A 22,183-nucleotide genomic window follows, 5' to 3' on the forward strand; every position below is an offset into this window, starting at 1 on the left:
ATAGTTTTGACGAGCCGCGTTCCACGAACGATTCGCCACCAATCAGTCCACGATAGCGGTAAAAAGCCCCAGTCCAAGGAATATCAATATCCCGACCAGCACGAGCAGAATAGAAAGTGCGAGGAACAACCGGGTGCCCTGAATCAACATCAAAATTGGCGCTACGAGTCCTGCAAGTATCATCGTTAACTCAACACCGCCGTCTTCTATACCACCATCAGTCGTGTCAAGTATCATTATCGACAGGGTCCAAATTGACAAGAAGTTTATAAACCCATAGATGATGTTGAGACGGATGGTAAACAAGGGGCTCGGAAGACCCGGCATCAGAGGAGTTGTTTCTGGAGGGAGCGCCCCTTGGACAACTTGCAATGGTTTAGCTGGATAGGAGAGAAGGGCGCCCACAGTAGAAGACAATCCAGTGACCGCTTTCTCTTGGTGTGATTTTGGTGGCGGCTGCTGCACGACAGACATCTCAACTTCTTTCCCACCACCATTCGAACGGTCTGTGCCGAAATAATACACTGCCTTTGCTGTGATAGGGTACTCTCCAGCAGCTTCGGGATCGATAGATACTCTGACTCCCATCTCATCGCCAGGCGCGATGGTATCAGTCGTAACTAACTGATTCCCCCCTTCATCAACATCACTAACCCGTTACAGATACCCCACTAGGGGCCTGTATGATGAGCTGAACAGTCATTTGTTTCTTATTTGTCACAAAGTTTGTCGCACTGAACTGAAAATTTGCAGATTCCCCGTCTTCGACCGTTAACTGCTGTGAAGAGAGATATATCGATGCTTTCTCTGTCGAGATGTTGATAACCCGACTAGATTTTTCCCCCACCTGAGTTTCTACTTGGGTTTGGGAATCCAGGGTGTCTCCCAAGGATGTAGTTGCACCGACACCAGACGAGACTAAAACGGCCAAGAGGCCGATCAAAATACAAGAATATGCCACTTTCACCTCTGATACCATTATATCTCTATCTAGTCACATTCGTGAGGATGTCTTCAGCTTTTCTGACCAATGATTACGAAAATCTGATATCAGTTCTTTTACTGGAAGCACGAATTGAGCCGCCAGAACCGTCAATTGACTCGAAGAAACAGCCGACGAAATCGACGCTCGCTTGGACATCCTCGAAGCGGTCGAGGAAGGCTCAGTACGTCACACAGCCGGTTGGTTAGAACGTCTGCTTGTTGGGATGTGCACTCTAATGCAGACCGCTCACGCCGTCGACGCGCCGTTCATCACTGAACTATCGCAAGCCCGATCACATTACAGCAAATGATTTGGGATCGAGGCTAGCTACCGTCTCTCCGAGGCAAGACCTATCTCAAAAGCGACACAAGATCCGGCAAGACGGCTGTATTCGTAGTTCTCAGCTTGCTGGTTCAGAACGTCTGATCAGTATTTGCACTGGGGGTACGTAGCGACGCCCCGCCGAGGCGGGCATCGCCTCAGATGGTGGCCTTTCGAGGAGTTCATCGATATGTTACCGGGCAGTGTGGACGGCCCTCGCGGTACGTCAAGCCGTCCCCGCAAATAGACCATCTGACGATCGGTTCCACCAGTAATCACTGACCGAGTGAGTCCCTCTCGGAGTGGCAACGCTGTCGCGTCGACGGCTGACTGCCACCAACAGCGACACTTCTCCGCCGATTCGACCACGATTCCTTCGGTGAGGCTGTTAGTACAACCGATCTGACACCGAATTCAGATATCAGAAACAGTTAGCTGAGGGTGCTTTGTGAGGTACTGATATTCGTCTGTCCTGTGAGAACCCTACATCAGGTGTGAGGTTCCATTTATCACATCCTCAGTCTGCGACAGTAGAGAGAGCGTCAGACTTGCTTTAGGATGGAACGACATCTTTCCATCGTTCGGCTCAAACCGCGACGAGACTGGCCGTTAGCGGGATGCACGAAAGGCCCGCGTAGTGTCTCTGTCACCACGAACCGTATCAACTTCAACGAGCCCTAGCGAGGTGAAGATGCGACTCCAGTCCCGGTAGTATAGAGGGGTGTCGTCGTCGACATAATTCACGTCGGCGTCGGGTGACGAGGACTCGTGAATTGGTCCCTCAGTCTCCGTCGTGATGAGGATGTTGTCGGTGATTCGAGCCACTTCCTCGAAGACCCATTCGACATCGGGATGCAGGTGCTGGAGCGTTTCAACCGTATAGACCGCGTCGAACTCTCCGTCATCGAAGTCCTCAATAATATCCTCAATTGGACTGCAGTGAAATGTGCCGTCCGTAGCGAGTCGGGGGTAGTGCTCCTCCATCACGTCGAATGCCTCGGCATTGATGTCGACACCCGAGAGATTCTCGAAGCCGTGATCGGCGAGGTGTGCAAGATGCCGGCCCGAACCACATCCCAGCTCGAGGATGGCTGCGTCACGATCTAGGTAACCGCCAAGGAGATCGTGAATCAACGTACTCGTCTCATCCGGACCGTAATATGCGTAGTAGGAAGGGGAGTATTCTCCCGGCCGGTTTGTCCACGTGTCTCGGACGGTATCAGGGTCCACGTGTATTGACTCCGGTGAACGCATAAAACGTCGTGGGTAGCGTCGGATGCTCGCAATCGATTCGCCGACTGCGAGTGCGAATACGATGCGGACGGTCTCCTCGACCACCATCGCCTAGCCGGTGGGCGCTGGGATTGGCATAGACGTCCGGCTTCGTCGGACAAGGACGGCTCCGAGTTCGACGATGACCACACCGACGAAGAAGAGCACTTTCCCGAGGAGTTCTGAATCAAGAAGACTCGCTGGATCTGGACGGATGACGACGACGATTCCGACGAAGCCCAAGAGTACACCGACGGAGTCGCGGCCACCGAGCCGCTCGGCCGGAAGGAGCGGCTATGCGAGGGCCTCGGTGACGGTCTCCGATATCTGACGACCCCGCTACGGACCATCGTCGGATGTCCCAGCTCTCGTCGTGACTCCCACGGTAAGACACGACCCGATCTTACAGTTGTAGTAAGACGCGAAACCACGTCTTTGTAACCCGTCTAGACGGGAGAAAAAGACGGCCGTGCAACTAGCGAAACAGGCGTACACAAGCGCGTTGAGTGTGAATACAGCCTAATTTGCTTTCGGAGGTGGTTTTGCGCGTGGAACGGACGTGCTGACCGAGACGCACAGGAGTAACCTTACAGCCACTCTCTCGGACCGATCTTACGACGACTGTAAGATGTCTCAGGGTCATACTCGATCCCTACTCGAGTCCTGTGTACTACGTCCGAGGTAGAGCGCCTCTGAGCCACCCTCGTGCCGACGCGTTATTATCCGTGGGGTCGCCTCGACGAGCTGCTCGATCGCGTCGAAGACGTCCCCAGTCGTCTTACTGGTCAGTGTAATATCGACATCGTCGGTGGCGTTGAGAAGGCGCTGTACCTCCGGGCGCTCAAGGCGGTAACATCGCCCGGCCCGAATGTGTGTTTTCGTACTCCAATCGTCGACGTACTCCAATCGTCGATGTTCTGGAGCACGAGCTCCGCACGGCGCTGGCGCTTCGTCGGGCTGTTCTCGACGGCATCGATGCCGTCCGTGATGACGCGACTTACCTTGTCACCAGTCTTGACCTCGGTCAACTCAACGCCAGTCTCGTCTGCAAGCTCTCGAATCAAGGCGGTGTGTTTGCCTTGGAGTGTGCCGACCTTCCGATCAATGTACTCCCGTAGCTCGGATTTGAGGTCTGCATCGAGATCCGATAGCCGTGCGATGATGGCGTTGATCGACCCGTGATCCTTGAGGAACCCCTTCATCACGCTCGTAGGGCTTTCGTCGTGGCCCGCACCGATCAGTAATCGACGCATCGCCGGGATATGTGTAGTCGCATCAAGAATCGGAGCGTGCTCGATCACTAACTCCTCGAAATCAAGTCGGTCGCTGGTCGCTGGCTCCCCCGTCAGCAATTCCGTCAACTTACTCTGCCGCTCCCGAACGGTTTTGATCGTTCGACCGAGCGGGAACCCGTTAACAAACAGATCCGCGAGGGGATTCTCACCGCGAAGTTCGACAGTCGGGCGTTCGTCGAGGTCCGCTTCGAGCTCGCTGACCCGCCCCTGTAAGCGCTCCCGTTCTGTTTCAAGTTCGTCGATCTGTTCCTGTTGGCGGTCGACTGTTGCTTCCAGTTCGTCGACGCGATCGACTAGCTGTTCGAATCGCGTCGCGTCGATTTCGACCGTCTGGCCTGCGTGCTGTACGCCCGACATCTCAGTTCCGTCCGATTGGTGCGTGCTCATCGCGAGTGTCGTGGCTCAACGGCTCCAGCATCTTCTGGCTCGGGCAGCGTCGGCACTTGCCGTCCACCCGTGCGTGTGTTCGTTTTGAAGCACTCACCAGCGTCTCTCTCAGTGATGGTGTAGGTCGGATTTGCGACGCTGGGTGGCGCTGCAGAGACGAGTGAGAACTCGGTTGTGGCCTCGGGGCTCATACATTCGATACAGCAATACCGGTTATCGCAGGGCTTCCGGTGGCTGCTGGTCGCCGCATCGAGGTCCTTGAGCCACACACTCTGACGCCGGGGGTCGATGTCCTTAGAGCCAGCCGCAGGGATAGCGTGGACAATATCGGCGGTAGGTTGCTCGGGGAGGCCCCAATATCGCAGAGAGCAGGGCGAGCCGGGCAGTGTGTCATTGCCACTAGAACAGGAATACCTCAAAGAGGGTGTCTTCGAGGATGGGGAGACGGGGTTGAAAAACCGGGTGTGCCTCTGAGCTCCCCGCAGTGGCCGCAATACACGGAACATATGTAAACTTATTGTCAGCAGCTGGGATTTCTGTAATCGAAGCACGTCTCGCACACTCAGTTCAGTCATCACGCTCACCTCCAAGCCTCAGAAGGGGAACTTCGAGTCGTAGCGCTACGGTGTTGCCCGCATCCAGTCGGGTGACGAAAAAGAGGGTCACAGTTGACCAGCGGGCCGGCGAGTTCGGAGTCCAGTGAACCGGCCGTGATCAGTTGCGTACTCGTACGGGGTTTAGGGGACTCTCGCTTGACGTCGCGAGCAGCGAAACGATATCGTGGTTTCGGCGCGTCCGTGTCGCGTGCGCGCAGGTAGACGACGTTCTTTGAGCCGTCCCGTTCGACGTTTGGGCTTGTAACGATTACAGTATCGGTGGTGCTAGTTGGCTGTGCGGCTGGGTTCGTGACCGTCTGTTTTTTGACGATCCGCGATATTTTCGACATTGTCGTACTCGATGGACGACCCCACAAGCGTCGGCCGGTCCTACACCCCGGTTGGCGCGTTTTCGTGGGCGCGCCAAATCCGCTCGTAGCGTCGCATAACTCCTCATAATGTGGCCTGCAGTTTAGTTGTTTCGTAACATACAGTCTTGAAACAGAGATTCGTATTCCCCGTGTTACAAGCCCTCACCTGTGTGAGTATGGTGTAATGGCTGACGTCGATTACAAGCAGAGCGATGTCAAATACATCCGAGAAATGATTCTATCTCCAGATCCAGTTGTAACTGCTGTTGAACTCGCGGAGGAAGTCGGGGTTTCTCAGCAAGCAGCTCACTCTAAGCTCGAAGATTTGGAAGAGAGAGGTCTAGTAGAGAGCAAGGCTGTGGGTTCTCGAGCTGTCGTTTGGTGGCTCACAGTCGAGGGAAGGAGAGTTTACGCGGATTCTGAGTCCTGATCTGGCAACCACCATACGACCGCCCTTGATCCAACCTTTTTCCTTTCTATATCACCGCTTTCGTGCGCATTAGATAACCGCGAGTGTGCTGCTTGCTGGGATATTCCAAGTTCATCGCCCACCTCTACAGCGGTGAGCACAGGATCTGATGATTCTGAGAAAATATCGTATAGATCGATCTTGCTATCTCTCTTCTTGTTTCCTGCGATCATATCTCCAGATAAGTTGTTTTGAAACAAAATTCTTATGGTGCTCTGGTTGTTACGAAACAATAGAGAGTCCTAGCATTAGGTATCTTATAGAAGATGCCCACCTGGTGCAACAGGTGAGCTGGGATCCTCGTAGGTGGAATCCCAATGCAAACCGAGTACGCTGAACAGAAAGAACGTACCGATCACGAACGCATCACCGACATCCGCGACGTCAACGTCGGCGATGAGATTCTCGTCGGCGATCGCGTAAAACCGATCGTCGTCGACGACCGCGGCACCCGTCCAGTGAAGACATTCCAGGGAGAGCGCACGCAACACGCGGTTGAAGCGTCCGGTGAGTGGGCGGACGCCGTGTCGGTGCTGCTCGTGAATAGGATCGATATGGCCACTGGAGAGCGCCGCGGCGAGGTTTCGGTGGATCTAGGCGCGCCCGAGCCAGTCTGGAGGGTCTCGGAATGAGTAGCCGTTCCGACGCTGATCGGGCCGTCTACGAGTTCGAGGCCGACGTGACGACACTATGGCTCGTTGATCCGGTTCGGAACGCGCGCCGCGAGCGATTACTGGAGGGGCGACGATGAGCGCGCAGACACCTACGCGGATCTACGGTGGCAGTTGTGCTGGCTGCGGGCGATTGCTGGTGCGTGGACCGTCGGATCCCGAACTGTGTGTGCGGTGTCAGCGTGAGCTTGGAGAGGTGCAGCGATGAGCGAGTCTCCGAAGGCCCAGACTTTGATGCATCTCGCACAGGCTGCGACGCGAGCGGAGAATCCGGACGCGCAGGCGCATATCGAGGCCGCTCTGGCAGAGATCGAGGCTCTTCCGTGGCCCGAGCAGATCGAGTGCCCCAACTGTGGACGTCGAGGGTTGGTCGGGCAGATCGCTGTGCACGAGTGCGGCTAGCTGTAGTGTAGCTCGAATTTCAAGACTACCGAAAACCCTCTACATACTCTGGAGGGCGTCGTAGGTGCTTTATTGCCGGTACTCAGTCCACAATCTCACAACTGAATCACTCTAAGAATGGGATCGCGACTTGACTGGTCGGAGTTCTACCAATTCAGAGAGGTATTATGATTGTCGTGCTGAATGCAGAGCGCGTATCGGTTACAGTGATTCGGCCTGTCCCGACGTTGGTACCGTTCCTGAAATTCACGATGGCGTCCTACCGATAGTTCATCTGTACGGATTGCCCGTATTCACATACGTTCGAGGCGAAGTCGGCGTACTGTCGAGGGATAGGTTACCGTATGTATTTGCCGTAGACTGCCTAAAACGATGGTTACGGAGATGAAGACGCAATACTACACCGCAACGAGCATCGACGGCTATCTCGCTGACGAGGGTAACTCACTCGACTGGCTCTTCCAGTTCGGAGAAGTCGAAGGAATGGGGGATCTGTACACCCAGTTCATCAAGGGAGTCGGCGCTGTGGCTATGGGCTCGACGACGTACGAGTGGATCATTGAGCACGAGAACCTATCGGAAGAACCCGAAAAGTGGCCGTACGATGTTCCAGCGTGGGTGTTCAGTAGTCGGGAATTGCCGACGATCGATGGTGCTGACATCCGATTCGTGCAGGGCGAAGTCGAGCCGGTTCACGCAGAGATGGTCGAAACGGCGGGCGGCGAGAACGTCTGGCTCGTCGGGGGCGGTGAACTCGTCGGACAGTTCTACGATCGCGGTTTAGTTGACGAGATAATCCTCAGTATCGCTCCCGTCACGCTCGGATCGGGTGCGCCACTCCTGCCCCGCAACATCGCCAAATCGCCGCTGGAACTGGTCGGCGTGCAGAGATACGGCGACGTTTTTGCAGTGCTAACCTACGAGACGTAGTAGATCTTTTCCACATATTCGCGTGAAGGTTGCCGTTCGATACGCACAGCAACTAAACGGTCAACTTCGATTCCGAGGCTATGGAACAACTGCCATTCGCTTGCTACACACGGCCTCTACATTCAGCAGCCCATTTCTAACAGATTCTGAGCAGATGATAGCTCAATCATAGGGTATTCGTCTGCACTGAGTGAATCAGATTTTAGAGTGTGAGATCCCCCTGACACTCTGAACGTATGTATTAGAGACATCAGTATCGGTTACGGCTCGATTCAGGGGTCCGACGGGGAGTCACTAATCAACACACGGCTGTCATAGCTGACACGTGTTTGTTAGCGTCGGGCTGCGCTTCGTGGATGTACCCGAGGGCCTTGAGGAGTTGGTAGTCAGGCTCCGTAAACGGGAACGCAGGGACCGGAACCACCTCCTCTACTCCCTCACGGACAGCAGACGGCGGTGGCTCATAACCGTCTGACGCGGACGGACTAGGGCTCTACACCAGTGTGATCAGACACGCGATCATCCCCACGATCGCCGTCGTCCTGGCTGAGACGTTGACCTTGATCCGGCTGGTGGCTCCCGACGATACGGATGTCCTTCAGGCTGCAGCTACTCCTCAAGCCACCTCCGTAAGTAATTGATTCAGACCACTCCTGAACAGCCAAGCGTGCAGGCTTACTATCTACCGGGAGCCATAGCACAAGCGGTCTAGTTTACCTAACCAAGAGAGGTATCCCACCATTAACCTAATTCAGATAACACAAGGAGGGTGAAACAACATCATATTTTATCACTCAGTACGTTAGTTGGTGACTCAATGCGCCGACTTACGATTAGCCTCACAGACACCCAACACACGGATATCGAGCGTGCGGTAGAAGAGGAGCACGGTCCAAATAGTAAGTCGGAGTTCGTCAGAAACGCGATCGAGGACTATCTTCAAACGATGAGCGGTGGACAATCCTCACAGGAACGGTACGCGGAAGCTCAATCCCGAATTAGTCGTTTAGAGAAAAAGAATGTCGAGTTGCAGGATGAGCTCCACGAAGTTACTGACAGAATTGAGGAACTGAAGTCGCAGAACGAGTCATTGCGGGAATCACTGACTGAGAAACGGAAACAAAATAGCAAACTGGAGGAGGAACTAGAGATTGCCCACAGTCAGATACAATCCGTGAATAGAGAACAGATTACAGCGAAGGAATTAACGGAAATCATCAGCCGTCGAAAGAACCAGCACTAGAGGCCTCAGTAGGCGTCAAGTAGTCGCAGCACAACGTCTAGGTCGATATCGCCATTCCCTTCATATATTTGTTTGAATTCGTTGGGAGTGATACGCCCAGCGTCCAGAAGTGCCCAAGCCTCACCGCTCGTGATATCTTCCCCCCGTCGTAATTTCTCTATTGCAGCCTCAAGATCAACACTCTCCTTGATGTCGACCGTAATGTCTACTTCCACGTCGACCCATTCATCCTCGTACATCTGTGGAAATACTGATTCAACATTCCAAATTGCAGACGCGACTGGTCGCTTGGCATCTGCATCTTGCTCTTTGAGCCCGATGTATGCAAATTGGATCATGTCGACAATAGAGTAATACAGATCCACATCCCCGGAGGGACCATCTTCGCCAACGTTCAGATCTTCAAAAATCAGATTTCGATCCCGCGTCTGCATATGTCGGAGCAATGGGAAATCAAGGAGCGCATTGCGGACTCGCTTTCTAATTCGGTGACGTTTCTGTGTTTCAGTGTGTTCGTTGATGTCAGGTTGTTCTCCGAGAAGGTACTCTCGATCTTTTTTCGTCAACATCCCCCGATCCCGCTCAAGGTGGCGTTCTTTATCCATACCTCTTGCACACTTTCGTATTATAAATAAACCCTGTGCCAGTGTCTTAAATACCCGAATTTGGGGGATAGAGAGACCAAAGAAATACGAATCCGGTGCTTTTCTATCCTGATTGACTATGAAGTTATATTCGTATGCGGCTGATTTGGGTAGTGATATTTACAGTACCTGTATATATTTACGATTGTAGCGAACATACATTTAACAATTATACTATTGTGAACACTACCCGTGTTATGAATCGACGAACACTCCTCACGCGTGGGGCAGCAATCGGTACTGCTGGTGTCGTGTCTGGATGTCTGGGTACAGGGTCACAAAGCAACGCAGCACAAACAGGCTCAACGGCAACTTCTGGAAGCAACAGCGGAACTACTGGAGACAGTGGCGGTCAATCCAGTCTTGAATTCACGGTCGCAGGTACCCCAAACAAGAAAATCAACGACTGGGACTCCGTAGCACCCTTTTCAATGTGGGAGCTCAAACGGCGGTTAGAAGAGCGAAGTAGCTCTCTTGGTGTCTCTGTCGTTGGGGGCGGAGAGCTTTGCAGTGAATCAAACTGTGGTGCCAAAGTCTCCAGTGGGATTATCCCTGTCGGGTCGAACTCGATGGGGAACTCGACAAAATTCTTCCCGGAAAACGACATCTGGCTCCTTCCGTACACCTTCCCAAGTAAGGTCTCGCTCCCCTATACAATGTTTACCGAGGAAAGTTGGGAGCGCTACTGGGTTCCGTTCGCGAAAAAGTACGGTGTTGTCCCGATCGATATTGACCATCCTCCTCTCCATCGCCACCTCTACATCGGGAAAGGATACGACGCGTCGAAGCGGCTGAAAACGCCTAGTGATATTGAGGGGCTCAAACTCCGCCGAACGTATAGCCAGATCGCGTCGACAGCGCTCGATACATGGGGTGGGTCTCCTGTTACACTCCCGTGGGGTGATACGCTCCAGGGTATGAAATCCGGTGTCGTCGACGGAATGGAGACCTTCTCGTCAGTCGTTGTCGCGTTCAAAATGGCACCAGTTATTGATCAGGTGATCCTCAATAAGTGGTCCGCGTCGACAGCGCTCCTTTATGCTCGCGTGGACTGGCTGAAACAGCTCTCCACAGAGCAGCGAAGCACCCTCGCTTCTGTGACCAAATCGGTCTCTGAGGATGTGGTAAAGCTGTCCGATGAGGTCGCTAACAAGCGAGTGGGCGAGAGTTCGCCCCCACCAGAAGGCTCTGGCTTCGCAGAGAATGGGGTTCGAGTAAACACCTTGACCGACGCTGAACTGGAGCAATGGAAACAGCCTGTTTCAGCCAAGGAAAACAAGGATCTCTATAGCCGGACTATCGACAAAGTCTCGCTGTGGGACGAAGGATTCCACAACTATCTCTGGGACACCGCGCGGTCGAGTTCTGTTCCCGAGAAGCCAGCCGACTTCTCTATCGATGCGTGGTGGAACGATTACATCGACGAAATATAGGCCGAGGTTGCTTCATACAGATGTCCTACTTAAATTCGGATACCACTCTCTCGAAGACGACTAGTTTGCTCAACAAGCGATTTGAAGGATATGTCGGTGTGACAATGCTGATTGTCTATTCGGCAGTCATCCTTGTCAATATCCTCCTGCGGACATTCACGGAGCAAAGCCTCATTTGGAGCCAAGATGTCGTCCTTGGTCTTTTTATCTGGATGTCGTGGCTAGGCGTCGCGTATGTCATCCACCAAGGCAATCACATCAGATTCGGACTCGTTGTTGAGGACCTTTCGCCTCGTGCGACGTACGTCGTGTACTGGCTTGAATGGGTCTCCTGGCTCCTTCTCGCAGGGCTTGTTGTCGTTTTCTCTCTTGAGGTCACCCAGAACTATATGTCGGCCGGTGCGGTGATCTCTGGGACACCAATTCCACAGCATCTGCTGTATGCCTCTATCCCTGTTGGGTTTTCACTGATATTGCTCCGGGTCGTCCAGCAGATGGTGACTGTTACTCTTCGATATCGTGCTGGGGAAGAGATATCGATCGGCACCAACTTTGGAGGTGAAATGTAGATGCTCTCCAATATCGAAATCATCGTTCTGCTCACCCTCCTGAGTGTCATTCTCTTTGTGGTTGGCGTTCCTGTACTGCTCGTATTCAGTAACTGGGCGATCGGATTCAGTCTATTCGCATCACGGCTTCCCGTCCAAAATATCGCGATCGTCCCGTACGAGCAACTCAATAGCTTCCCGTTCGCCGCAATTCCGCTGTTCATCACGCTCGGCGCATTGATCAACGAATTTGGCATATCCAGGGACATAATCAATTTCACGCGGTCATTTGCTGGACGTCTCCCGGGAAGTACCGCAAACACCGCACTCTACACGTGTGCAGTGTTCTCTGCGATCACGGGATCCAACTCTGCGACCACGGCTTCTGTTGGGAAAGCTCTTCAACCAGAATTAGAAAAAGAAAATTACGATCCAGATTTCGCCGCCGCAACGATTGCCTCTGGCGGTACTCTGGGCATCATTATCCCACCGAGCGTGCTCTTTATTCTGTATGGCATTACGTTCAGTGTCTCCGTCACTGATCTCTTCCTTGCTGGGCTCGTCCCGGGGCTGTTTATGCTTGGGGGACTCTCAGTGGTCTCAAGCTATCTCTCGTATTCACGCGGCTACGGACGTGAGTCGGAAACAACCAGCTTAGTGAACGTTGTCCGGTCTGCTTGGGATGCTAACGTGGCTATCTTTGCCATCGTGATTCTCCTTGGTGGCATTTATGCTGGGTTCTTCACTCCAGCAGAATCAGCTAGCGTCGCTCTCGCGTACCTACTCGTTGCTGGTGCCGCTGGAAAGCAAATAAAAAGCGTAGGACAACTCTGGAATGTCCTCCTCAGTGCCGTCGTACTGACGGGAGTCATCATTCCTGTATTTATTACTTCAGCGATGGTCCAACAAGGCCTCTCGTATCTCGGTCTCCAGGATGTAATCGCCAATGCGGTGATCGGCCTACAGCATCCGATACTCATCGGCCTTGGGATGGTATTGATTATGCTCTTTACGGGTTCAGTACTTGCATCTGTCCCAAATATGATTATTACCGCTCCGCTTCTCGCTCCTGCTGCAGCACACCTTGGTCTTTCACCGATTATGTGGGGTGTAATATTTATGATAAGTGATGCTATCGGATTTATCACTCCTCCCTACGGACTCAATCTTTACATTATTAGTGGTATTACTGATCTCGATTATACGACAGTAGCGCGTGCAGCTCTGCCATATTTGGCGACACTGACCGCGGTTTGGATTTTCTTCTTCGCGTTCCCTGGCGCGAATCCGTTCCCCTGACATCCATAGATGCCCTCTAACTCTCATCCAGACTGGTGGCAAAAAAACGAGCAGCTGCGATCAGAATTGGGCCTCCCACCGTATGAACCGCCACGGTTCAGTGACGGAATCTACGTTCATAACGTGATTCCGGAACTCGAAGAGCAGTGCAACTGTGAGATCCGACTGATTGGCCGAGACACTCGCTATGGTGATGAGTGGCGCGTTGAAGCGGATGGTGAGTTGCTGTTTGAGATCGGGCGGTCCCGAACCAAATCTGGAAACACCGTTTATGAATGTTCCGCTGAAACTTTCCGTTCGATGGTAGCTGAATCGATGCCTGGTGTCTGACTAGAGTCCTTATCGATTCGTATGAATTCTTTATTTGTGTATACCCAAGGTGCCGACTAAATATACATATTCTGTATATCTAAACGGTTTCTGTAGAAAAAGTACTATATTAATCTAGCTATATCTTGTTTCTGTATGTCACGGCTTCAGTTACCACGTGCAGAAAACCAGTGCAAGCCTCTCAATGGCTGCAGCAACCGTATCTGGCACCGAGATCAGTTTGCTCCTTCCGTGACCCAGTCGAGTACAGTTTCTGAAAGCAATTGTCTGTAAAGTAAACAATGTCACAAAGTACCTCAGCGGATGATAAACCCGCCATCCTCGAACAAGAAACTCTCGTCGATACTGACGTCCACTTGGCGATCGCGCCAGACGAACTCCGGCCGTATATCGACGACCCGTATGCCAAGCGCTTAGAATCAACTCGAATTACAAGTCCACTTCCGCGTGACGGGTGGGACCGGACTCTGTTCGGCAAGATCGATCAAAAAGAAGAACTAGAGAATGTCTCTACAGCAGAACGGTTGCAAGAATCTCTCTGTGAGGAGTTCTATGTCGATTATCCAATAATAAACACCTTCGCTCTCATCACGAGACTGCCTGAATCTGACTTCGCTGTTGCCTTGATGGAGGCATACAACGACTTGTTATTGGATCAATTCCTAGATGAATACGACCATTTCTATGGGATGGCGACTCTGACGTCCCAGAAGCCACACCGAGCTGCAGAAGAAATCGAGCGGCTTGCAGATGAAGATCAAATTGTTGGTGCATATATCCATAGCACGGGTCCTAATCCGCCTCTGGGTGACTCCGCTTATGACGTTATTTATCGGGCTGCGGAGAAGAACGATCTCCCCATTGCGTATCACGCCAGTGTAAATGGGTTTATGTATGAGTTCCCGCGTCAGAATCAGTCTCTAGAGCGTTTCCTTTCTACGCACGTGCTGGCCCACGCGTGGAGCCAAATGCTGACTCTCACAAGTCTGCTGGTGAATGGAACACCGCAAAAATTCCCGGATTTGGACTTCCTCTTCCTAGAAGCAGGGCTTGGATGGGTTCCATATATGATGTATCGGCTTAATAAAGAGGTCTCCATCCGACGGAGCGAGGCCCCGCTCTTAGAGAAAAGCCCAGAAGAGTATATTCGTGATCAGTTTGCGTTTGCGAGTCAGCCGATCGGCGAGCCAAACAACCCCTCGGATATGTCTGATCTGATTGATATGATCGGAGCTGAATCACTGGTCTTTGCGAGTGACTATCCCCACTGGGACTTTGACCATCCGGAAGCACTAGACAAACACCTCCGACGGCATTTCGAGGCGGACGAGCGGAAACAGGTCCTTCATCAGAATGCTGCCGACCTACTGAACCTGAATATCTAATTGCTATGGGCGAACACGTAATCGGTACGACTGACGAGATCGAAGAAGGAGAGCGGGTTATCGTACAACTCGAAGGTCGAGAGGTTGCTGTCTTCAACCGGGAAGGATCATACTTCGCGTATCTCAATTGGTGTACCCATCAAGGAGGTCCGATCTGTGGTGGGCCACTGACAGGTACGAACGAGGCGTGCTTCGATAAGGACACCTTGGAAACGACATTCAACTGGACCCGAGAAGGGGAGATACTCAACTGTCCTTGGCACGGATGGGAATTTGATATTGAGTCGGGTGAGTGTCTTTCTCGTCAAGGGTCGGACCTCCTCTCGTTCCCTGTTACGGTAGATGATGACGAAATTATTGTTGAGCTGTAAGCTCTGTAATAATACTCCGAGTCATCATCTATGCTCGAAGCTCTGGACCCATTCTTTCACCGCTGAACTAAAGGAATGATGCACAGTTTGAGTTATTCGATACCAGAGCTGGTACGTGGGTTAGCGCTGCTCACAGCCTCAGCACTCGTCGCCAAACTTCTCACCGTCGTCGTTCCTCTTCCCGCACTGCTGGTGGCTGTATTCATTGGAATTCTTCTCACGAACCTCGTCGCGCTCGACCAACAGACACAGACCGGACTTCAGATCTATAAACCGTGTCTTAAAGCTGGAATTGTTTTGATGGGTGTTCAATTCACACTCTCAGATGTGGTTGCTGCTGGACCACGTATTGTCCTGCTTGTCCTTCTTGTTATTCTTCTTTCCCTCGGTGTCGTCGAACTGCTGTCTGCGCGTGGGTTTGGCTTACCAAGTAAATTCACCTCTCTCCTTGCTGCTGGTATCGCTATCTGCGGCACCTCAGCAATAGCCGCTGTCGCTGGTAGTATAGACCCTAAAGAAGATCATATAGCATACGCGATTGCTACTGTCCTAATTTTCGACACTGTAGCTATTCTAGTCTTTCCTCCGCTCGGCCGGTTCCTCAATCTTGCTCCAAATGTCTTCGGGGTGTGGGTTGGTTTGAGTATGTTCAGCACTGGCCCCGTCGCAGCGGCTGGGTTTGCGTATGCCGATAGCGCTGGTCAGTGGGCGACGCTCACCAAATTAACTCGAAATATGTTCATCGGGATTGTGACAACTGCATATGCATTCCGGTACATCGACTTCGGTGATGATATCGACATTCCATCCTTGCTTAGTGACGCCTGGAAGCAGTTCCCGAAGTTTGTACTCGGATTCCTCGGTATGATACTTCTGACAAATGTCGTACAACCACCAGCACCGCTCATCGATGTTCTGGCCCGCGCTTCTGAATGGCTCTTTCTGTTAGCGTTTGCCGGCTTTGGAATCCAAATCCATCCTCACAACCTTCGACAAACCGGCTTCGTCCCGCTGATCGTGGGCTTAATCAGTCTCCTTTTAATTTCTATTGCCTCACTTCTGCTTCTCAATACTGCCTTCTAAATTCCAGAACCAGACCATATTCACAGCCGCCTACATCATATGTATGGGCGGAACAGTCAAGCTAAGCAGAAATGGTGTAACCATATCTCCCAAAATGAATCCAACACCGAGGACTGGCAAGGCCCAGACGTAGCGCGCACGTAACCGGGGTAACTGGCCATTGTCGATTCGTAGGCCAATTCCGGAAGTTTCCAGAAACGATAGTCGTCCACAGACGAAAATCGCACGACAGGACCTACCTCGCACGAAAATCAGGAATCAGATAGGTCGATTTCCGGAAACAACCCACTCAATATTTTATAATTTGGCCGTAAACCAATCTGACAACAATAGATGATACGCGATGCTCGCGTCCTCCGCGCCGGATTCGTCCCCAGAGAAGTTGAGCATCGCGACGCCGAAGTCAACCACCTCTCAAGCGTCCTCAAACCCATCACGAACGGCGAACCCGCCGACACGGCCATCGTCACCGGACCCAGCGGCGCCGGCAAGACCTGTATCTCGAAGTTCGTCACCGAACGCCTTCGGGAGGAAGTCCTCGACGTCGAGACCACCTACGTGAACTGCTGGCGGAACTACACCCGATTCCGGACGCTCTATCAGATCCTTGATGACCTCGGCGCCACCATCGACATCCACCGACAGTCAACACCGCACGACGAACTCGTCGACCGCCTCCAGCAACACGACGGCCCCCGAACCGTCGTCATCCTCGACGAAGCCGACCAACTCGAAGATCCCAGCGTCATTTACGATCTGCACAGCCTCCCGCAGTTCGCGATCATCTGCATCGCGAACAAGGAAGAGGAACTGTTCAGCCGCGTCGACGAACGCCTCGTGAGCCGGCTGCGCTCCAGCGAACACGTCCGTATGGACAAATACCACGACGAGCAGCTGTTCGACATCCTGCGTGCTCGGGCGAAATGGGGCCTCGACGCGGACGTCATCACTGACGACCAACTCTATCGGATCGCCGATGCGGCCGCCGGCGACGCCCGCCTGGCAATCGGCATCCTCCGCACGGCCGCCGGCAAGGCCGACCGCGAGAACCACGAGCGGATTACCGACGGCAACCTTCGAGACGCCGCCGCGGACGCTCGCACCCAGATCAAGCAGAAGAGCCTCGATTCACTCACCCCACACCAGCGGGTCGTCTACGATATCGTTCGCGAAGACGGCCCACTCGGACCGAGCGCAATCCACGCACGCTATACCGAGGACGTCGATGACCCACGGACGAAACGGACCGTCCGAACGTATCTCTCGAAGATGGAACAGTACAACCTCCTTGAGGCGAAAGGGACAAGCCGGGATCGAGAGTATTCACTCGTCGATTCGGCAGCCGCGTCACCGATGCAGTGAATTGTTGGTCAACTTGCGCTTTCAGAAGAAAGTCGGCAAGCTGGCACATATTGTGCTGCAGCACCGCGATGATCAACTTGTACGCGTTAACGATATTTGTCGAGATACATCAAAGATATCGGTGAACGAGGCCGTGACCATACTGATTCACGGCCCGAAGTAAAGGCCGAGCAGAGATACGCCGGAGTATCAATTTTGCCGGCGGTGTGCTGCTGGCGAGAGATGTTTCCCAACCGGTATGCGTTTGGAGGCGTTCTCGTTCCGGGTTGCTGCTGCGTGTACGCGTTCAACATTCAGAGACTCGACCGACTTGTCTCTCATCAGGACTTCGCCGTCAACGACGACCGTCTCGATGTCGCCCGCAGTCACAGAGTTCACCAGCACCGATGGGACTGTCGTGGTCCACTCCGATAGGCCTCGGTGAGTCTGCACGGGCGCTCCCCGACCACGGTGGCGTCTATCGACTCTGGGACCCAGACGCAGTACCTCCGCTGGAGTACATCGGAGAAACAGTCAATTAACATCAGGTGTCGCTGACACCGAATTCTACTGTCGGGAACAACATTCCAGTATTCTGCTCATGGAGCACTTACACCCACTCTAGCGCCGCATTGTGCTGCGTGATATAGTCGGGATCGACGCTCCCGTCGACGCGGGGCACACGCTCGCCGGCTCGATCGAGAATCGTTCGCTGGAGATGTGCACTCTCAGTCTCGAATTCGGGATTTACGAGGAGGCGGTAGTCCTGATCGATGGTGAACAGCCCGCGGTCGAAGGCGGCGTGGTGCGTCTTGCTCAGCGGGAAGACGTTTTCTAGATCTGCGCGGTGCTTCGGGTAGTCGCTCCACGAGAGGACGTGCGCCACGTCGATCAGGCCGGGATGATCGACGCCGGAGATCGGGCACGTTCGGTCGTACTGCGAGAGCACGGTCGCACGAAACTCCGGGTCAACGACGCGAGCGTAGGTGGTGGTCTGATACCTCGCGGCGGTCATCTCGTCGTCGTCGATCTGCGGCGTCCAGTCGGAATCAGCCCAGTCCTCGACCGCGTCCTCGACAAACGCGCGCCCCTCGTCGGTCAGCGCGTACGCACCGTCGTGCTTCTCGATCAGGCCCATACTCTGGAGCCAGTTCACGCGCTGGCGGGCCATATCGGTCTGCCCGGGGCTCCAGCCCAGTTCGGGATGCGTCTGCAACTGCTGCTCGCTGATCTCGGCGAGCGTCATCGGACCCGCAGAGAGCGCATAAAGGAGGCTCCGCAGGCCGACGTTCCGGTCGCACATAATCCGGAGGAGTGTCGTGGTATCGTCCTGTCGAGTGTACTCGCCGCCGGCATCGCCGAGTTCCCAGTGGTCGTTGGCTTGGCGGAGGAACCCGACCTGCTGGAGATAGCTGACGCGCCGCATAATCGAATCGCGGCTGGAGACGTTCGCGAACGCGCCGCGGTGCCAGCCGATGAGTTCGTCCGTTGTGGGGTGGTGGGCGTCGACGAATTCGAGAATCGCATTGAGCGTTTCGACGTACCGCGTCCCGCCGCCGAACATCGGGACGATACTGCGGAGTCGATCCGTTGGCATACGAAGGCCTGACAGCGGGGCTGTATGATTCTTTCTCTGAGACAGAGCGGGCTGATAACAGATTTAGCCAGCAACTATCGGTTCGGTCACCGACTGGAGATTGTAGTGCAACCCCCATCTGCCACCACAGAAGTAATATTGAGAACACACGAATCCTCAAAATGAATGGTGGATTACCATTTCCACGACATAGTACAAAATTCGAGAGAGCTCAAAACGTTCGAAGACGGTGTTCTTGTTGGTCGAGGCTGGCGCGCTATGTGTACAACCTGTTCTACGGTCCACAAGACAGATGACTCGGAGTTCGACGTGCCGATAACGACATTCGACAACGGAGAAAAGCACATCCCGATTGACAAGGAGGTCTTTCGATTCGTCGCAGAGATGCGTGCGTGGAATTGCTGCCACGAAGGAATGGAGCCGTACGATGGGTTCCCAGAGGCCCCAGATACCCCATACGGAATCGAATTGGGATAGTCCCATAGGGGTGACAGCACTCTTCGCAGACCGAGGGCGGGGACTCCGACCATCTCACCGACAGTTGGGAGCGAAATTTCGGCGCGAAAGATTCTCGTGATCGTTCCCTTCGGCGTCGGCGTGGATCTCCGCGACACGCAGCGCATCGTCTGCTGAACCACCATCAGGAACGGGTGTTGACGTTGGCGTCGATATTGGCGTTGTCGCCGGCGTTGGTGTGGGAGTCCCGGTCCCGGCATTTCGGCAGGACCAGACATTACGGAAAATTCGAGGCGAAAGCCTCGTTTAGCGCCGGGAGGATGTCAATCGCGAGTACGCTCCGCCCACGAGGGAGATGCAACCGTCGTCGTACCGATTCGGTCAAACCGAACTGTTCTCGTAATCACGCGTGGGCCAGAGCGGTACGCGACTGTTTGTCTCGTTTCGATCCGCGTGACGTACCCCGCCTGATTAACGAGAAGCGTCATCGAGGCGTTAGATGCGATATGGGTGTCGTTTAGGCTCGCCTGCACACGGTAGAAGGTGGTACCGTTCCGGGAGAGGGTCTTGACGGTCGCGTTCCGGCGTGTGCTGTATTTATAGAGGAGTTGCCGGTGGAGGGACCTATTGAGCCGGACCGAAGAGTTGAGCAACTTCACCTGTCGAATGTCAGTTTTGTTTCTGGATTCAACCCGAACTGTCGTTTCGTTTCCGTGTCGCCACGCTGTGATTCGATCCGGTGCCTGTTGATATCGTGCTGGGGCACTGTCGGTGGCCGTCGACGAAGATACCGAGACTGACGTACTGTTCGAGGAGTTGAGCGAGTGGCATACGTTGCTATCTGTGCACACGGCCGGTGCGACGTGCTCGGCGATCGATACAGCTCAATCGAAGGAGGTGGCCGGGAAAACGATTGGCGTTCAACCGTCGAATCTAAGCTATGAGAATCCACCGACACTTCGAGTGGAGCTTCAGGCGAGACCGCCGAGGAGGTTTCCGACGGTGTAGGCGACAATTGCGGCGGCCATTCCGACGACGAACATCTCCGCCCCGTTCACGAACCAGCGCCGGCTGGTCACGAGACTTCGACTCGCCCCCACGGCGAAGAATGCGAACCCAGTGAAGGCGATCGAGAGGGGAAATGTCGGCCTCACTTCGAGGATGTACGGAAGCAGAGGCGCCCAGCCAGCAATGACGAACGCGAGAAACGTGACGAACGCCGTGCGTATAGGCGACTTGCCGTCGGCCAACTCTTCGGGTGGATCTCGCCCGTCCTTTCGAACGGATCGCTGGTAATCGAGTTCCGACTGACGACTGAGGTAGTTGCTCATTCCCATCGAGAATCCGTCGGCGAATAGATTCGCTGCACCGAGGATCAGCACGATCGAAGGGTTCAATGCCGCCCCGGCAACGCCCGAGACCACAGCGAAGGTCGTAACGATACCATCGTTGGCGCCATAGATCACTTCTGCGAGATACTGTCCGGAGGATTCGACATCGTCACCGAGGAACTGCTCGATCATTCTTACTCCTATTTTTCACGTCCTCGACTAACAAACCGTGGTCTCTCGCATTCGGAAGCGGGGATAACGATTTCATAGATACGCACCCATAAACAATTATGAGAGAACGTATTCTCGTCCCGTTTGATGGCTCACCTCTCTCGCAGCGCGCGCTCGAGCGAGCCATCACAAAGCACCCCGACGACCAGATTACCGTTCTCTATGTGATCGATCCGATGCTCGCCGTCTACGAAGCGGAGGCGAAGGGACTGCCCTCAGCGAGTACGTGGCACGACCGGATGAAAGAACGGGCCGACGAGATCTGTGCCGATGCGGCAGAGCAGGCTACCGACCACGATTGCGAGATTACGACGACGACCGAAGTCGGTCGTCCTGCCCGCACTATCCTAGAGTACGCAGACGAACACGACATCGAGCACATAATTATGGGAAGCCACGGCCGCGAGGGCGTCTCGCGACTGGTCCTCGGGAGCGTCGCAGAGAGCGTGATGCGACAAGCACCGATGCCAGTGACGATTGTCCGATAGATCTGTGCGCCTCATAACGTCGGTCTATTCAGGATGTGGCTGTCTTCCTCGGAGCTATCTCACCGCTATTCTATTGCGTGAGGGGGCAGGAAGCGGTCACGGCCGGGTGACAGGCTGAATGCACCACTGAATGGTCAACGACCCCACCCTACTTCGCTCACCCCACGAGGTGGAGGTGCTGGCGGCGGTGCTGGGGGTACCGATCGACGAGACGGGGCGTAAGCCACGCGACGTCGTCGGTGTCGGAAAGATCCCTGTGAGGGGGTGAAGCAGTGCTCACGCGTCTGGCCCTCCAGTGAAGAGTTCCGCGACGGTCTCGACCTTCTCGGGGACGTCTGTGAGTGATGCTTCCAGATCGGCTGCCTCGATCTCACGTGGGGCCTCGACGATCAGTGACAACTCGCCGCGATCGACGGCGACGAGGACCCGAGCGCCGAGACGTCGACGTCCAGGACGGCCGGGGGCAGATCAGATGGCTTAGTCTTCACTATCCGCGATACCTCCCTCGTAGCGATTGCGCGCAACGAGGTACAACACTCCCTACACGTGGAGGTCGGCGTCCGGTGCGGTCACCAACTCGAAGGAATCTCGCTGCCGCCACTGTGTGGCAAGCTCGTCGCTGATCCGACCGACGCCGTTACACACGTTGCACGTGTTGTCGCCGTGGAGACAGCGGCCGTGTGCGTGACAGCGATCGGCACAGC

The 22,183-nt window shown here is 54.2% G+C and carries 23 protein-coding genes; 15 read left to right on the top strand and 8 right to left on the bottom strand.

Going from position 1 to position 22,183, the window contains the following annotated elements:
* Nucleotides 1–42 precede the first annotated feature (42 nt).
* From RBH22_RS15210 to RBH22_RS15220, 3 genes are all read right to left on the bottom strand, one after another.
* Nucleotides 43–588: a hypothetical protein gene (locus RBH22_RS15210; protein WP_306678079.1), complete on the bottom strand. Its 546-nt coding sequence runs from the start codon at nucleotides 586–588 to the stop codon at nucleotides 43–45.
* Between the two features lie 1,327 nt (nucleotides 589–1,915).
* Nucleotides 1,916–2,536 carry a class I SAM-dependent methyltransferase gene (locus RBH22_RS15215; protein WP_306678116.1) on the bottom strand — a complete coding sequence of 207 codons (621 nt, stop codon included), beginning with the start codon at nucleotides 2,534–2,536 and terminating at the stop codon, nucleotides 1,916–1,918.
* An 827-nt stretch (nucleotides 2,537–3,363) separates the two neighbouring features.
* On the bottom strand, nucleotides 3,364–4,260 hold the full coding sequence (locus RBH22_RS15220; RefSeq protein WP_306678080.1) for a hypothetical protein: 897 nt from the start codon (nucleotides 4,258–4,260) through the stop codon (nucleotides 3,364–3,366).
* 1,151 nt (nucleotides 4,261–5,411) lie between these two features.
* Here RBH22_RS15220 and RBH22_RS15225 point away from each other — a divergent pair.
* The gene (locus tag RBH22_RS15225) at nucleotides 5,412–5,657 is read left to right on the top strand and encodes a MarR family transcriptional regulator (RefSeq protein ID WP_306678081.1); all 246 of its coding nucleotides are present in this window, start codon (nucleotides 5,412–5,414) and stop codon (nucleotides 5,655–5,657) included.
* Here the strand turns inward: RBH22_RS15225 and RBH22_RS15230 are convergent.
* Nucleotides 5,636–5,869, bottom strand: coding sequence for a response regulator of citrate/malate metabolism (locus RBH22_RS15230; RefSeq protein ID WP_306678082.1), 234 nt, complete (start codon nucleotides 5,867–5,869; stop codon nucleotides 5,636–5,638). The two genes, RBH22_RS15225 and RBH22_RS15230, sit on opposite strands and share 22 nt — an antisense overlap.
* A 144-nt stretch (nucleotides 5,870–6,013) precedes the next feature.
* Between RBH22_RS15230 and RBH22_RS15235 the strand changes: the two genes are divergently transcribed.
* The 5 genes from RBH22_RS15235 (at nucleotide 6,014) to RBH22_RS15255 (ending at nucleotide 8,942) form a co-directional block, all read left to right on the top strand.
* The gene (locus tag RBH22_RS15235; RefSeq protein ID WP_306678083.1) at nucleotides 6,014–6,328 is read left to right on the top strand and encodes a hypothetical protein; all 315 of its coding nucleotides are present in this window, start codon (nucleotides 6,014–6,016) and stop codon (nucleotides 6,326–6,328) included.
* Nucleotides 6,325–6,447, top strand: a complete 123-nt coding sequence (locus RBH22_RS15240; RefSeq protein ID WP_306678084.1) for a hypothetical protein — start codon at nucleotides 6,325–6,327, stop codon at nucleotides 6,445–6,447. The genes RBH22_RS15235 and RBH22_RS15240 overlap by 4 nt, the downstream gene beginning before the upstream one ends.
* Nucleotides 6,448–6,571: 124 nt before the next feature.
* Nucleotides 6,572–6,769 carry a hypothetical protein gene (locus RBH22_RS15245; RefSeq protein ID WP_306678085.1) on the top strand — a complete coding sequence of 66 codons (198 nt, stop codon included), beginning with the start codon at nucleotides 6,572–6,574 and terminating at the stop codon, nucleotides 6,767–6,769.
* A gap of 384 nt (nucleotides 6,770–7,153) precedes the next feature.
* Nucleotides 7,154–7,699 carry a dihydrofolate reductase family protein gene (locus RBH22_RS15250; protein WP_306678086.1) on the top strand — a complete coding sequence of 182 codons (546 nt, stop codon included), beginning with the start codon at nucleotides 7,154–7,156 and terminating at the stop codon, nucleotides 7,697–7,699.
* Between the two features lie 817 nt (nucleotides 7,700–8,516).
* Nucleotides 8,517–8,942, top strand: coding sequence for a hypothetical protein (locus RBH22_RS15255; RefSeq protein WP_306678087.1), 426 nt, complete (start codon nucleotides 8,517–8,519; stop codon nucleotides 8,940–8,942).
* A gap of 5 nt (nucleotides 8,943–8,947) precedes the next feature.
* Here the strand turns inward: RBH22_RS15255 and RBH22_RS15260 are convergent, their stop codons facing one another.
* Nucleotides 8,948–9,547 carry a hypothetical protein gene (locus RBH22_RS15260; RefSeq protein WP_256290920.1) on the bottom strand — a complete coding sequence of 200 codons (600 nt, stop codon included), beginning with the start codon at nucleotides 9,545–9,547 and terminating at the stop codon, nucleotides 8,948–8,950.
* 236 nt (nucleotides 9,548–9,783) lie between these two features.
* Between RBH22_RS15260 and dctP the strand changes: the two genes are divergently transcribed.
* The 7 genes from dctP to RBH22_RS15295 all read left to right on the top strand — a co-directional run bounded on the left by dctP (nucleotide 9,784) and on the right by RBH22_RS15295 (nucleotide 17,397).
* Nucleotides 9,784–11,019: a TRAP transporter substrate-binding protein DctP gene (gene dctP / locus RBH22_RS15265; protein WP_306678088.1), complete on the top strand. Its 1,236-nt coding sequence runs from the start codon at nucleotides 9,784–9,786 to the stop codon at nucleotides 11,017–11,019.
* 20 nt (nucleotides 11,020–11,039) lie between these two features.
* Entirely contained in the window at nucleotides 11,040–11,588 is a 549-nt protein-coding gene (locus RBH22_RS15270) for a TRAP transporter small permease (RefSeq protein WP_306678089.1), read from the top strand.
* The gene (locus tag RBH22_RS15275; RefSeq protein WP_306678090.1) at nucleotides 11,589–12,866 is read left to right on the top strand and encodes a TRAP transporter large permease; all 1,278 of its coding nucleotides are present in this window, start codon (nucleotides 11,589–11,591) and stop codon (nucleotides 12,864–12,866) included.
* Nucleotides 12,867–13,477: 611 nt separating this feature from the next.
* Nucleotides 13,478–14,581 (top strand): amidohydrolase family protein, encoded by a 1,104-nt coding sequence (locus tag RBH22_RS15280; protein WP_306678091.1) that lies wholly within the window; start codon nucleotides 13,478–13,480, stop codon nucleotides 14,579–14,581.
* Nucleotides 14,582–14,586: 5 nt separating this feature from the next.
* On the top strand, nucleotides 14,587–14,952 hold the full coding sequence (locus tag RBH22_RS15285) for a Rieske (2Fe-2S) protein (RefSeq protein ID WP_306678092.1): 366 nt from the start codon (nucleotides 14,587–14,589) through the stop codon (nucleotides 14,950–14,952).
* A 78-nt stretch (nucleotides 14,953–15,030) separates the two neighbouring features.
* Complete coding sequence (locus tag RBH22_RS15290; protein ID WP_306678093.1) at nucleotides 15,031–16,035, top strand: putative sulfate exporter family transporter; 1,005 nt, start codon at nucleotides 15,031–15,033, stop codon at nucleotides 16,033–16,035.
* Nucleotides 16,036–16,368: 333 nt separating this feature from the next.
* Entirely contained in the window at nucleotides 16,369–17,397 is a 1,029-nt protein-coding gene (locus RBH22_RS15295; RefSeq protein ID WP_306678094.1) for a Cdc6/Cdc18 family protein, read from the top strand.
* Between the two features lie 589 nt (nucleotides 17,398–17,986).
* Here RBH22_RS15295 and RBH22_RS15300 read toward each other — a convergent pair.
* Entirely contained in the window at nucleotides 17,987–18,973 is a 987-nt protein-coding gene (locus RBH22_RS15300; RefSeq protein WP_306678095.1) for an HNH endonuclease, read from the bottom strand.
* A 1,427-nt stretch (nucleotides 18,974–20,400) separates the two neighbouring features.
* Nucleotides 20,401–20,952: a VIT1/CCC1 transporter family protein gene (locus tag RBH22_RS15305; protein ID WP_306678096.1), complete on the bottom strand. Its 552-nt coding sequence runs from the start codon at nucleotides 20,950–20,952 to the stop codon at nucleotides 20,401–20,403.
* A 98-nt stretch (nucleotides 20,953–21,050) separates the two neighbouring features.
* Between RBH22_RS15305 and RBH22_RS15310 the strand changes: the two genes are divergently transcribed.
* Nucleotides 21,051–21,479 (top strand): universal stress protein, encoded by a 429-nt coding sequence (locus RBH22_RS15310; RefSeq protein WP_306678097.1) that lies wholly within the window; start codon nucleotides 21,051–21,053, stop codon nucleotides 21,477–21,479.
* Nucleotides 21,480–21,609: 130 nt separating this feature from the next.
* The gene (locus RBH22_RS15315; protein WP_306678098.1) at nucleotides 21,610–21,747 is read left to right on the top strand and encodes a hypothetical protein; all 138 of its coding nucleotides are present in this window, start codon (nucleotides 21,610–21,612) and stop codon (nucleotides 21,745–21,747) included.
* A gap of 8 nt (nucleotides 21,748–21,755) precedes the next feature.
* Here the strand turns inward: RBH22_RS15315 and RBH22_RS15320 are convergent, their stop codons facing one another.
* Nucleotides 21,756–21,878, bottom strand: a complete 123-nt coding sequence (locus RBH22_RS15320; RefSeq protein WP_306678099.1) for a hypothetical protein — start codon at nucleotides 21,876–21,878, stop codon at nucleotides 21,756–21,758.
* Between the last annotated feature and the right edge of the window lie 305 nt (nucleotides 21,879–22,183).

This window comes from Halobellus sp. H-GB7, from assembly GCF_030848585.1.
Classification (GTDB): domain Archaea; phylum Halobacteriota; class Halobacteria; order Halobacteriales; family Haloferacaceae; genus Haloquadratum; species Haloquadratum inordinatus.